Source organism: Kineococcus gypseus, from assembly GCF_050871305.1.
GTDB classification, from domain to species: Bacteria; Actinomycetota; Actinomycetes; order Actinomycetales; family Kineococcaceae; genus Kineococcus; species Kineococcus gypseus.
Genome location: NZ_JBJLRD010000016.1, coordinates 55,569 through 67,867, shown reverse-complemented (window position 1 = coordinate 67,867; position 12,299 = coordinate 55,569). Strand labels below are relative to the sequence as shown.

The 12,299-nt window shown below is 77.0% G+C and carries 11 protein-coding genes; 9 read left to right on the top strand and 2 right to left on the bottom strand.

Annotated features, from left to right (window positions below; translation table 11 throughout):
- The first annotated feature begins 142 nt into the window (after positions 1–142).
- The 9 genes from ACRYMN_RS08370 (at position 143) to ubiG (ending at position 10,779) form a co-directional block, all read left to right on the top strand.
- Positions 143–1,534, top strand: coding sequence for an MFS transporter (locus tag ACRYMN_RS08370; protein ID WP_432493913.1), 1,392 nt, complete (start codon positions 143–145; stop codon positions 1,532–1,534).
- Positions 1,535–1,580: 46 nt separating this feature from the next.
- Positions 1,581–1,928 (top strand): molybdopterin oxidoreductase, encoded by a 348-nt coding sequence (locus tag ACRYMN_RS08365; RefSeq protein ID WP_432493911.1) that lies wholly within the window; start codon positions 1,581–1,583, stop codon positions 1,926–1,928.
- 5 nt (positions 1,929–1,933) lie between these two features.
- Complete coding sequence (gene nirB, locus ACRYMN_RS08360; protein ID WP_432493909.1) at positions 1,934–4,525, top strand: nitrite reductase large subunit NirB; 2,592 nt, start codon at positions 1,934–1,936, stop codon at positions 4,523–4,525.
- Complete coding sequence (locus ACRYMN_RS08355) at positions 4,522–4,893, top strand: Rieske (2Fe-2S) protein (RefSeq protein WP_432493907.1); 372 nt, start codon at positions 4,522–4,524, stop codon at positions 4,891–4,893. Before nirB ends, ACRYMN_RS08355 begins: the two co-directional genes overlap by 4 nt.
- Positions 4,890–6,233 (top strand): uroporphyrinogen-III C-methyltransferase, encoded by a 1,344-nt coding sequence (gene cobA / locus ACRYMN_RS08350; RefSeq protein WP_432493905.1) that lies wholly within the window; start codon positions 4,890–4,892, stop codon positions 6,231–6,233. Before ACRYMN_RS08355 ends, cobA begins: the two co-directional genes overlap by 4 nt.
- A 122-nt stretch (positions 6,234–6,355) precedes the next feature.
- A complete protein-coding gene (locus tag ACRYMN_RS08345) occupies positions 6,356–7,402 on the top strand; it encodes a uroporphyrinogen-III synthase (protein WP_432493941.1) in 1,047 nt (348 codons plus the stop codon).
- Positions 7,403–7,416: 14 nt separating this feature from the next.
- Positions 7,417–8,160 (top strand): sirohydrochlorin chelatase, encoded by a 744-nt coding sequence (locus tag ACRYMN_RS08340; protein ID WP_432493903.1) that lies wholly within the window; start codon positions 7,417–7,419, stop codon positions 8,158–8,160.
- Positions 8,161–8,259: 99 nt separating this feature from the next.
- Positions 8,260–9,738: a peptidase M16 family protein gene (locus ACRYMN_RS08335; RefSeq protein ID WP_432493901.1), complete on the top strand. Its 1,479-nt coding sequence runs from the start codon at positions 8,260–8,262 to the stop codon at positions 9,736–9,738.
- Positions 9,739–9,933: 195 nt separating this feature from the next.
- Positions 9,934–10,779, top strand: a complete 846-nt coding sequence (gene ubiG, locus ACRYMN_RS08330; protein ID WP_432493899.1) for a bifunctional 2-polyprenyl-6-hydroxyphenol methylase/3-demethylubiquinol 3-O-methyltransferase UbiG — start codon at positions 9,934–9,936, stop codon at positions 10,777–10,779.
- Positions 10,780–10,808: 29 nt separating this feature from the next.
- On the opposite strand, the gene ACRYMN_RS08325 is transcribed toward ubiG, so the two are convergent.
- A complete protein-coding gene (locus ACRYMN_RS08325; protein ID WP_432493897.1) occupies positions 10,809–11,384 on the bottom strand; it encodes a TetR/AcrR family transcriptional regulator in 576 nt (191 codons plus the stop codon).
- Positions 11,377–12,237 carry an alpha/beta fold hydrolase gene (locus tag ACRYMN_RS08320; protein WP_432493895.1) on the bottom strand — a complete coding sequence of 287 codons (861 nt, stop codon included), beginning with the start codon at positions 12,235–12,237 and terminating at the stop codon, positions 11,377–11,379. Before ACRYMN_RS08320 ends, ACRYMN_RS08325 begins: the two co-directional genes overlap by 8 nt.
- Positions 12,238–12,299: the final 62 nt, after the last annotated feature.

Genomic DNA, 12,299 nt, shown 5'->3' with positions numbered 1-12,299 from the left:
TGAGGACAACGTGTCGCCGGTGAAACACGCACGAGCACGGGCGGTAACACGACGCCCGTAGCGTCCCTGCTCGCGGCAGCGCCCCGGCGCGCCGACCGCCGTCCCCGACCGCGCCCAGCCCGCCCGACCGAGGAGCCCCGCGATGGCCGTCACCGAGGAGCGCGACCCCGCGCTCGGCACCATCCCCCACCCGCGCCCCGGGCGCTGGGTCGACCACTACGACCCCGAGGACCGCGAGCAGTGGGAGAGCACCGGGCGGCCGGCCGCCCGGCGCAACCTGTGGCTGTCGATCTTCGCGGAGTTCCTCGGCTTCTCCGTCTGGCAGCTGTGGACGATCGTCACCCCGTCGCTGAACAACGCCGGGTTCTCGCTGACCGCGGACCAGATGTTCTGGCTGATCGCGGTGCCGAACCTCGTCGGCGCCACGCTGCGCTTCCCCTACACCTTCGCCGTGCCGCGCTTCGGGGGGCGCAACTGGACGATCGTCTCGGCGCTGCTGCTGATCGTGCCGTGCGCCGGCCTGGCGGTCGTCGTGCAGAACCCGGGCACGCCGTTCTGGCTGATGGTCCTGGTGGCCGCGACCGCCGGCGTCGGCGGCGGCAACTTCGCCAGCAGCATGGCGAACATCTCCTTCTTCTTCCCCGAGCGCGAGAAGGGCGCGGCGCTGGGCCTGAACGCCGCCGGCGGCAACCTCGGCGTCGCCGTGGTGCAGCTGGTCGTGCCGATCATCGTGGTGATCGGCGGCGGGCTGGCGCTCGAGCGCGCCGGCCTGGTCATCATCCCGCTGGCGGTGCTCGCCGCGGTGCTGGCCTGGCGCGCCATGGACAACCTCTCCGCCGCCAAGGCCGACGTCGCCGGGTACGCCGCCGCCGTGCGCAACAGGCACACCTGGGTGATCTCCTTCCTCTACATCGGCACCTTCGGCTCGTTCATCGGCTACGCCGGGGTGTTCCCCACGCTGATCAAGAGCCAGTTCCCCGAGGTCTCCTTCACCTGGGCGTTCATCGGGCTGCCGGCGGTGCCGCTGACCCTCGCCTTCATCGGCGCGCTCGTCGGCTCGCTCGCGCGCCCCTACGGCGGCCGCCTGTCCGACCGGGTCTCCGGGGCCGCGGTGAGCATCGGCGCCTACGCCGTCATGGCCCTGGGCGCGCTCGGCGTCATCGCCTCGCTCAGCACCGGCAGCTTCCCGCTGTTCTTCGGCAGCTTCCTCGTGCTGTTCGTGGCCAGCGGCATGGGCAACGGCTCGATCTACCGGATGATCCCGGCGATCTTCCGCTCGGGCGTCGCGCCCGGCGACGGCGCCGGGCTGGTCCTGGCCAAGCGGCAGGCGGCCGCCTGCATCGGCATCGCCGCCGGCATCGGCGCCTACGGCGGGTTCATCATCCCGCGCGTGTTCGCCACCTCCATCACGAACGCCGGCTCGCTGGTGCCCGCCCTGGTCGTCTTCATCGGCTTCTACGCCGTGTGCGCCGCCGTCACCGCCACCGTCTACCTGCGCGGCCGCGCCACCCGCTTCGCCGGCACCGCCATCTGACCCTCCCGCCCGCCACGAGACACCGACGGACCACCAGGAGGACCCCGTGAGCTCGACCCCCCGATTCCTGCAGGGCGCGCACCCCTTCACCGGCGCAGGGCTGGAGAAGCCCGTCGCCGTGGAGGGCCTGCCGTCGTACTCCGTGCCCGACGGCGTGCGGGCGCAACCGGTCTACCTGCGCGCGGGCAACTCGTGCGACGAGCTGATCAGCGTGGTGCTGCTGCGCGACGGGGTGGCGATGCGCTGGTTCCCCGTGGGTGCGCGCGACGCGGTGCACGTCGCGCTGCGCATCGTGGAGGACGTCGAGGCGCCCGCCACCCTGGAGCTTCGGGTCGCCGCCCCGGAGGGCGTCAGCGGCACCGTGGTGCTCGACTTCGGCCTGGTGGAGGTCTGATCCCCGTGACCGCGACCACCACCCGCACCGGCGGCATCCCGCACCAGCGCGGCCCCAAGCGGCGCCTCGTCGTCGTCGGCAACGGCATGGCCGGCGCCCGCGCCGTGGAGGAGGTCCTCGAGCGCGGCGGCGCCGAGCAGTTCGAGGTGACCGTCTTCGGGGCCGAGCCGTACGGCAACTACAACCGCATCATGCTCTCGCACGTGCTGACCGGTGAGCAGGAGGAGGAGGCCATCTTCCTGAACTCCCTGCCCTGGTACGCCGAGAACGGCATCGACCTGCGCGCCGGCGTGGCCGTCACCCGCGTGGACACCTTCGCCAAGCTGGTGCACGACGCGCAGGGCGGCACCACCCCGTACGACGTGCTCGTCATCGCCACCGGCTCCTCGCCGTTCTTCCCCGCCATGGAGGGGCTGCACCGCCCGGACGGCTCGATGCTCGAGGGCGTCTTCGGCTTCCGCACCCTGGACGACACCCGCGCGCTGCTGGCCGCCGCCCGCGAGCACCGCCGCGCCGTCGTGATCGGCGGCGGCCTGCTGGGGCTGGAGGCCGCGCACGGCCTGGCCACCCACGGGCTGCACGTGGACCTGGTGCACTCCCCGAAGCACCTGATGAACCAGCAGCTGGGCCCGGAGGCCGGGCGGGTGCTGCGCCGCGTCGTGGAGGGCCTGGGCATCACCGTGCACACCGGGGTGCGCACGAAGGGCGTGCTGGGCACCGAGCGCGTGACCGGCGTGGAGCTGCCCGACGGGCGCGTGCTCGAGGCCGACCTCGTCGTCGTGGCCGCCGGCATCCGCCCCAGCACCGACGTGGCGCTGGCCTCCGGCCTGGAGGTCGAGCGCGGCATCGTCGTGGACGACCGCATGCGCGTGGAGGGCGCCGAGGACGTCTACGCCGTCGGCGAGTGCGTGCAGCACCGCGGCCAGACCTACGGCCTGGTGGCCCCGCTGTGGGAGCAGGCCGGCGTGCTGGCCGACCACCTCACCGGCACCGACCCGGACGCGGAGTACCACGGCTCGCGCACCGCCACGAAGCTGAAGGTCGCCGGGGTGGACCTGGTGCAGATGGGCCTGCCCGGCCCCGAGCGCGACGAGGACGAGTTCGTCGTCTTCTCCGAGCCGCACCGCGGGGTGTACCTCAACGTCGTCGTGCGCGACGACCGCCTCGTGGGCGCCACCCTGCTCGGCGACGTGCGCAAGACGACCTTCCTGCAGCAGGCCTTCGACCAGGGCCTGCCGCTGCCCGAGGAGCGCATGTCCCTGCTCTTCGACCTGGGCACGCCCGCGCAGGACGTCGGGGTCGCCGAGCTCGACGAGCACGCGCAGGTGTGCAACTGCAACGGCGTCACCAAGGGCGAGATCGTCCGCGCCGTGCAGGACGGGGCCACGTCGCTGACCGCCGTGATGGGCGCCACGAAGGCGGCCAAGGGCTGCGGCTCGTGCACGTCCGTCGTGGAGCAGATCACCGCGTGGGCCGCCGGCGGGGCGCTGACCGTCGACGAGTCCGCGAGCTGGTACGTGCCCGGGGTGCCGATGGCCAAGCCGGAGCTGATGGCCGCCATCCGCGAGCGGGGCCTGAGGTCGGTCTCGGCGGTGTTCCGCGAACTGGCCCCCGGCGGGGTGGAGGACGCGAAGTCGAAGATGGGCCTGACCTCGCTGCTGCGGATGATGTGGCCCGACGGCATCGAGGAGGAGCGCGACGGGCGGTTCATCAACGACCGCGTGCACGCCAACATCCAGCGCGACGGCACGTTCTCGGTGGTGCCGCAGATGAAGGGCGGCGTCACCACCCCCGAGCAGCTGCGGAAGATCGCCGACGTCGCCGACAAGTACGACGTCGGCATGGTGAAGGTCACCGGCGGGCAGCGCCTGGACCTGCTGGGGGTGAAGAAGGAGGACCTGCCCAAGGTCTGGAAGGACCTGGGCATGCCCTCGGGCTACGCCTACGGCAAGAGCTTCCGCACCGTGAAGACGTGCGTGGGCACCGACTTCTGCCGCTTCGGCCTGGGCGACTCCACCAAGCTGGGCATCGACATCGAGACCCGCTTCCAGGGCGTGGAGACCCCCGCCAAGCTCAAGCTCGGCGTGGTCGGCTGCCCGCGCAACTGCGCCGAGGCGTACGTCAAGGACGTCGGCGTCGTCGCGATCGGCTCGGGGCGCTGGGAGGTCTACGTCGGCGGCGCCGCGGGCGCCTCGGTGCGCAAGGGCGACCTGCTGGCCACGGTCGACTCCCCCGAGGAGGTGATCGCGCTGACCGGCCGGTTCATCCAGTTCTACCGCGAGTGGGGCAACTGGCTGGAGCGCACCTACGAGTTCGTGCCACGGTTGGGCATCGAGCGGGTCCGCGCCGTCCTGGTCGAGGACAGCGACGGCCTGGTGGAGGGGCTGGACGAGCGCATGCAGGCCACCGTCGACAACTACCGCGACCCCTGGCTGGAGGGCGAGCAGCCCGTGACCACCGGGCAGTTCCGTCCCTCCCTGCCGCTGGTGGACCTGCCGCTGGTGCCGCGCCGGCCCGCCGGCGCCCCCGGCGGCCTGGCCGCCGGCGTGCACGCGAACTCCGACGCCGTCCCGGCGACCGCGGAGGTGACCCGGTGACCGCGACCACCCCCACCAGCGCCCCCGCCGCCGGCGCCCCCGCCGCCGGTGCGGGCGCCGCGGGCACCGCCCACGACGTGTGCCCGCTGTCCGAGCTGCCCGTGGGCGAGGGCCGCGCCTACGTCGTCGGCGGCGAGCAGGTCGCGCTCTTCCGCCACCGCAGCGGCCGCGTCAGCGCCGTGCAGGCCGCCTGCCCGCACGCCGGCGGCCCGCTGGCCGACGGGCTGGTCGACGAGCGGGTGGTGGTCTGCCCGCTGCACCAGAACGCCTTCGACCTGACCACCGGCGAGTCCACCACCGGCCAGGCGCCGATCGCGGTGCACCCGTGCGAGGTCGGCCCCGACGGCCGCGTGAGCGTGCGGCTGTGAGCGGCGCGGGCGCGGCGGCGGGCGCAGGGCCGGGCGGGGCGCGGGCCCCCTACCCGCTGCACCTGGACCTGGCCGGGCGGCGCGTGCTGGTGGCCGGCGGCGGGCCGGTCGCCGCGCGCCGCGCCGGCGACCTCGTGGCCGCCGGCGCCGACGTGCACGTGGTCTCCCCGGCGGTGTGCGAGGACCTGCGCGACCTGCTGCCGCACCTGACGTGGCACGAGCGCGAGGCGCACCCGGACGACGTCGAGGGCGCCTGGCTCGTGCACACCGCCACCGGCGACCGCGCCACCGACGACGCCCTGGCGTCGGCCGCCGAGCAGCGGCGCACGTGGTGCGTGCGCGCCGACGACGCGGACGCCTCCGCGGCCTGGACCCCCGCGGTGGTGCGCCGCGAGGTCGACGGCGCCGCGGTGACGGTCTCCGTCTCCGCCGGGCGCGACCCGCGCCGCGCGCGCGCCCTGAAGGAGTCGCTGGGGCGCTGGCTGGACGGCGGCGCCGCCCCGCTGCGCCGCGGTGCCCGCGAGCCGGGCCGGACCGGGCGCGTCACGCTCGTCGGCGGCGGGCCCGGCGAGGTGGACCTGCTGACCCTGCGCGGGCGCCGGCGCCTGGCCGAGGCCGACCTCGTCGTCGTGGACCGCCTGGCCCCCACCGGGGTGCTCGCCGAGCTGGGCGAGGACGTCGAGGTCGTCGACGTGGGCAAGACCCCCGACCACCACCCGGTGCCGCAGGAGGAGATCAACCGCCTGCTCGTCGAGGCCGCCCGCACCGGCCGGCACGTCGTGCGCCTCAAGGGCGGCGACGGCTACGTCTTCGGCCGCGGCGGCGAGGAGGTCCTGGCCTGCCGCGAGGCCGGCGTCGAGGTGGAGGTCGTGCCCGGCGTGACGAGCGCCTTCTCCGTGCCGGCGGCGGCGGGGATCCCGGTCACCCACCGCGGCCTGGCGCGCTCCGTCACCGTCGTCACCGGGCACGACGTGCCCGACGCCGCGGCGCTGGCCGCGTTCGCCGCGCTGGAGGGCACGCTGGTGGTGCTCATGGGCGTGTCCACCCTGGCCGGGCTGGCCGAGGGGCTGATCGCCGCCGGCAAGGACCCCGCCACGCCCGTGGCCGTCGTCGAGCGGGGCTGGACGCCGCAGCAGCGCACCACCCTGGCACCCCTGGAGCGGATCGCGGCCGTGGCCGCCGAGCGCGGCGTGCGCTCCCCCGCCGTCGTCGTGGTCGGCCCCGTCGCCGACCTGGCCACCACCGTCGGGGAGGTCGCCGCCGCCCGGGCGCAGGCTCCCGCCGGACCGGCCGGGCTCGTGGCGCCCCCCGGCGCCGTCGCCTACTGTCCGGGAGGGTGAACGAGATGCCGGCCGCGGCGCCCGCGCCCCAGACCCCGCCGGCACCGCAGGCCCCCGCCGACGCCCCGGCGCCGCTGCTCGGGGTGAGCGTCGGGGTCACCAGCGACCGCCGCTCCGACGACATGATCGCCAGCCTGACCCGCAAGGGCGCGCGCGTCGTGCACGCCCCCACCATGCGCATCGTGCCGATCACCGAGGACGAGCAGCTGCTGGCCGACACCCGCGACGTCATCGCCGACCCGCCCGACGACGTCCTGGTGACCACCGGCATCGGGCTGCGCGGCTGGGTCGAGGCCGCCGACGCCGCGGGGCTGGCCGAGGACCTGCTCGCCGTCCTGGGCCGCGCCCGCATCCTGGCGCGCGGGCCCAAGGCCACCGGCGTGGTGCGCGCCAACGGCTTGCGCGAGGCCTGGTCGGCGGCCTCGGAGCAGACCGCCGAGGCCGTGCAGCACATGGTCGACGAGGGCGTGGCCGGCCGCTCGGTCGTCGTGCAGCTGCACGGCGCCGCCGACGAGCACCAGCTGGAGCCGCTCGTGGCCGCCGGCGCGCGCGTGCGCGGGGTGGCCGTCTACCGCTGGCTGCCCCCCGACGACCCCGAGGCCGTGCAGCGCATGGTGGACCTCGTCGCGGGCGGCCGGCTGGACGCGGTGACCTTCACCAGCGCCCCCGGCGCGGTGGCGCTGCTGGACGCCGCGGCCGCCGCCGGCCGGCGCGAGCAGGTGCTGCGCGCCTTCGGCGACGGCGTGGTGGCCTGCGCGGTCGGCGACGTGACCGCCGAACCGCTGCGCGCGGCCGGCGTGGACCCGCTGGTGCCGGACCGCTGGCGCCTGGGCGCGCTGCTGCGCACGCTCACCGAGCACCTGGCCACCACCCCGCTGGACCGGGTCGCCACCGCGCACGGGGAGCTGGTGCTGCGCGCGCAGGCGGCCGTGCTCGACGGGCGGGTGCTGGACCTGGCGCCCGGGCCGCTGGCGGTGCTGCGCCGCCTGGCCCGCGCGCGCGGGGCGGTCGTGCCGCGCGACGAGCTGCTCGCCGTCCTGCCCGGCGCGCAGGACGCGCACGCGGTGGAGGTGACGGTGGCGCGGCTGCGCAGCGGCCTGCCCGCCCCGGACCTGGTGCGCACCCTGGTCAAGCGCGGCTACCGCCTCGACGTCGTGGAGGACTCGTGACCCCGGGAGGACCCGTGACCGCAACGCCCGCTGCAGCGCCGCCCGCCGCAGCGCCGCCCGTGCTCGTCGCCTGCTCGCACGGCACCCGCTCCGAGACGGGCCGGCGCACGGTGGACGCGCTGCGCGCCGCCGTGGCCGCCGCCCGCCCGGACCTGCAGGTGCGCGCCGCCCACGTCGACGTGCACGGCCCCGAGCTGCCGGAGGTGGTGGGCGAGCTGAGCGCCGCCGGGCGCGCGAGCGTCGTCGTGCCGCTGCTGCTCTCCAGCGGCTACCACGTGCGCGTGGACATCGCCGAGGCCGTCGCCGCGAGCGGCGGCCTGGCGGTGGCCGGCGCGGCGCTCGGCCCGGGCCCGGAGGTCACCGACGTGGTGCTGCAGCGGCTGGGCGAGGCGCTGGGCGAGGACCCGGCCGGCTTCGACGGCGCGGTGGTCCTGGCCGCGGCCGGCTCCTCCGACGCCGTGGCGCAGGCCGACGTGCGCACCGCCGCCGGGCTCCTCGCGCACCGCCTGCGCGCACCGGTGAGCACCGGGTTCCTCTCCGCGCAGGAGCCGACGGTGGCCGACGCGGTGGCGGCCGCGCGCCGCGCCGGCGCCCGGCGGGTGGCGGTGGCCAGCTACCTGCTCGCGCCGGGGGTCTTCTCCCGCCGCCTGGCCGACGCGGGCGCCGACGCCGTGGCCGAGCCGATGGGCCCGCACCCGCTGCTGGTGGACCTGGTGGTGCGCCGCTACGAGGCCGCCGCGCTGGCGCCGGCGGGCTGACGCACCGGCCCGCGCGGCAGCGGCGGCGCGTTGCGCCGTCGGGGTGGCGCGCGCGCCCGGCCGCGCCCCGGGCGCGTCCGGCGTCCCTACGCTCGGGGGGTGAGGCTCCTCGACACCCTGACGTCCACCGCGGTGGACGGCGTCCCGGTGCTGCGCGCGGACGGCCCCGCGCCGCTGTCGGCCGCGCTCGTCTTCCGCGTCGGGCGGGCCGACGAGGCGTTCCTGGACGGCGGCATCACGCACCTCGTCGAGCACCTCGTCATGCGCGGCGTGGGCCGGGTGCCCATCGAGGCGAACGCCGCCGTCAGCGCCCACACGACGACGTTCGAGGCGAGCGGCTCGCCGCACCACGTCGTGGAGTTCCTCGCGCGGGTGTGCCGCGCCCTCGGCGCCCTGGACACCGCCGCCCTGGACGTCGAGCGCGGCGTGCTGGCCGCCGAGGCCGAGCGCCGCGGCGGCTCCTCCCCGGCCGCGGAGGCGGCGAGCCTGCGCTACGGCTGCCGCGGGGCCGGGCTGCTCGCCTACCGCGACGTGGGGGTGGCGCGGCTGGGCGGCGACGAGGTGGCCGCCTGGGCCGCGCGCTGGTTCACACGCGGCAACGCGGTCCTGGCCCTGAGCGGCCCCGTGCCCGGGGACCTGCGCCTGCCGCTGCCGCCCGGTGAGCGCGCGCCCGTGCCGGTGCTCGCCCCGCGCGCGCTGGAGCTGCCCGCGTGGGACTCCCCCGCCGGCGGCACGGCGGTCTCCCTGCGCCTGGCCGGCGCCGACGGCGCCGACGGCACCGACCTGGCCGTCGGGCGGCTGCTGGCACGCGCCGCCGAGGACGCGGTGCGCCACGAGCGCGGGCTGGCCTACGACGTGGACGTGGACCCGCTGCGCGTCGACGCCGGCACCGCCGAGGTCGCCGTGCACGCCGACAACGACCCCGCGCGCGCGGCGGAGGTCGCCGGGCTGCTCGTCGACGTGGTCGAGGCCTTCGCCGAGCACGGCCCCTCGGCGCAGGACCTGCGGGCCGACGCCGCGCAGGCGTTCGAGGCGCTGGCCGACCCGCGGCGCACCGGCGACGCGGTGACGGCCGCGGCGGAGGAGCTGCTGCTCGGGTTGCCGCCGCGCACGCCCGCGCAGCGCTACGAGCGGACCCGGCAGCGCGGCGCGGGCGAGCTGCGCGAGGCGGTGCGCGCCGCGCTGCCGGGGCTGATCGCCCTGCTGCCGGAGGACGCGGAGCTGGACCGGCCCGGCCTGGGCCGCCTGGCGGCGAGCACCTCCCCGGTGCCCGCCGGGCGCGAGCTGCGTCCGCGCCCGTTCAAGGGCGTGCCGCGCGGCACCCGGCTCGTGGCCGGCGAGGACGGGGTCGCGCTGCGCCTGCCCGAGGGCGACCTCGTCGCCCGCTGGGACGACGTGGTGGGCGTGACCGTGCGCGCCGACGGCACGCACGTGCTGCAGACCGGCGACGGCCCTGCGGTGCCCGTGCCCGTCGGCGACTTCCGCGGCGCGCGCGAGGTGCTCGCGCAGGCGCGGCGGCGGCTGCCCGAGCGGTTGTTCGTCCCCGACCCGGACGAGGAGGGCGCAGCGGCCCGCTGAGGACGCCGCCCCACCCGCTCGCTGAGGACGCCGGCCCGCTCGCCCACCGGCCCGTCGCCGGGACCTGGACCGGCGCGACGGGCGGGCGTAGCGTTCCGTCGACGCGCGGGCCGGGCCGGGCGGGGGCCCCGGCGGTGGGCGGCCCGCCGCGAGGGGGTGGCACCGGTGGAGCAGCGGCGCGCGGCAGGTCCCGGGGTGGTTCCCGGAGCGGTCCTCGGGGTGGACAACGACGTCTACGACCGGCACGCCTCGTCCTGGTGGGATGAGGACGACCCGCTGAACATGCTGCACGGCAGCGTGACGCCCGCCCGGTTCGAGTACTTCCGCTCCGTGCTGACGCAGCGCCTGGGCCGCGACCCGGCGGGTGCCCGCGCCCTCGACATCGGCTGCGGCGGCGGTTTCCTCGCCGAGGAGTTCGCCCGCCTGGGCTGCGCCGTGGTGGGCGTGGACCCCTCGGCGGCGTCGCTGGCGACGGCCCGCGAGCACGCGGCCGCCTCGGGCCTGGCGATCGACTACCGCGTCGGCCGCGGCGAGGACCTGCCGGTGGAGGACCACGCCTTCGACGTCGTGTACTGCTGCGACGTGTTCGAGCACGTCGACGACCTCGAGCGGGTGGTCGCCGAGACCGCCCGCGCGCTCGCACCGGACGGGGTGTACTTCTTCGACACCGTGAACCGGACGCGGGCGAGCAGGCTGCTGGCGATCCGGGTGCTGCAGGAGTGGCGCTGGACGCGCGTCTTCGACACCCCGGTGCACCGGTGGTCGATGTTCATCACCCCCGGGGAGCTGGCGGCGCTGCTGGGCCGGCACGGGCTGCTGCTGCGCGAGGTGGTGGGGATGGGGCCGCGGGTGAAGAACCCGCTCACCGCGCTGCGCGGGCTGCGCGACGCGCAGCGCGGCCGGACGTCCTACGGCGAGCTCAGCCGCCTGCTGGACTTCGGCGCGACCAAGACCCTGTCCATGTCCTACATGGGTACGCCACCGTCCGGGGTTCCGCCGGCCGGTGAGGCTCGGCGGCGGGTGAGGCTCGGCGGCGGGTGAGGCCCGGCGGCCGGCCCGCGGGGAGGCGCTCAGCGCGCCAGCGAGCGCAACCCGGCGACGAGGACGTCGAGCAGGGTCTCCAGGCTGCGCCCGGGGTCGTCGGGCAGGCGGAAACCCCCCTGCGCCTCCAGGACGGTGAACCCGTGCACGGCCGCGCGCACGGTGCGCACGGCGTCGGTGGCGCGCGCGGCGGGCAGGCCGAAACCGCGCACCACGGCCGCGAAGAGGGAGACGAGCTCGTCGGCCGCGGCCACCAGGCCCGGGGAACCCCCGGCGGGGGCGTCGAGCTGGACGGCGGCGTACAGGCCCGGCCGCTCGGTGGCGAAGGAACGCACCGTCCGGGCCAGGGCGCGCAGGGCGTCTTCCTCGGAGCGGCCGACGGTCGCGGCCGCGCAGGAGCGGGTCAGCTCGCGCACGGCGACCTCGGCGACCTCGGTGCGCAGCTCGGCCAGGGAGGCGACGTGCTTGTAGAGGCCGGGCGTGGACACCCCGGCGCGGGCGGCCAGCGCCGACAGCGACAGCTGCGCCGGGCCGCTCCACGACCCCTCGCACAGCTCGACGGCCAGGGCGACGACCGCGGCGCGCGAGAGCCCCGCCCTAGGCACCGGCGGCGCCGTCGGCGGGGCCCTGCCCGGCGGTGGTGCCGGGGTGGTGGCGGCGCAGGAAGTCCACGACGCGCGGGGCGACGAGGTCGGGGCGCTGGGCGTGCGGGTAGTGCGCGGCGTCGGGGACCAGGAGGGTCTCCGCCCGCAGCTGCCCGGCCATCCACGCCAGCTCGGCGGCCGGGTCGCGGTAGTCGGGGTCCAGGGCGCCGACGACCAGCAGGGCGGGGGCGGTGACGTCGGGCAGGCGCGGCGGCACGACGGAGTGGTCCAGCGAGACGGCCAGGCGGCGCAGCGAGGCCAGGCGCGCGGGGTCGGCCAGGGAGGCGCGCAGCTCGCGCTGGTGCTCGCCCAGCCACGGGGCGTGCCGCCCGCGGTTCAGCCGCCCGTAGTAGGCGACCCACGCGCGCGCCCCCCAGGGGCGGGCGAACAGCACCCGGTACGCCAGGCGCAGCAGCGGGTCGGCCCAGCGCGGCGTGGCGGGCCGCAGGAACGGGCACAGCAGGACGAGGCCGGCGACGAGGTCGGGGCGCCGCGCGGCGGCGAGGACGGCGGCCGAGCCGCTCATCGAGTTCCCCACGAGGACGGCGGGTTCGCCGGCGTCCTCCAGCAGCGCGACGAGGTCGCCGGCGGTGGCCTCGTCGCCGTGCTCGCGGAAGGTCGTGCCCGAGGCGCCGTGCCCGCGCAGGTCGGCCAGCACGAGGCGGTACCCGGCCTCGACGACGGGGCCGGCGAGGTCGCGGTAGGCGCCGACGGTGTCGCCCATGCCGGGCACGGCCACGACGAGGGGTCCGGCGCCGGTGCTCGTGGTGGCGAGGCGGCCGCCGGGGCGGTCCAGGGAGCGGAGGGTGCTCATGGACCGAGGTTAATGCCATTAACCCCAAGGTTCAAGGGGGTAACCGTTGGGTCCCCGTGCAC

Bases quoted from the DNA above. Each gene is read 5' to 3' on its own strand.
- ACRYMN_RS08370 (WP_432493913.1), top strand. From the start codon at position 143: ATGGCCGTCACCGAGGAGCGCGACCCCGCGCTCGGCACCATCCCCCAC.
- ACRYMN_RS08345 (WP_432493941.1), top strand. From the start codon at position 6,356: ATGATCGCCAGCCTGACCCGCAAGGGCGCGCGCGTCGTGCACGCCCCC.
- ACRYMN_RS08320 (WP_432493895.1), bottom strand. From the start codon at position 12,237: ATGAGCACCCTCCGCTCCCTGGACCGCCCCGGCGGCCGCCTCGCCACC.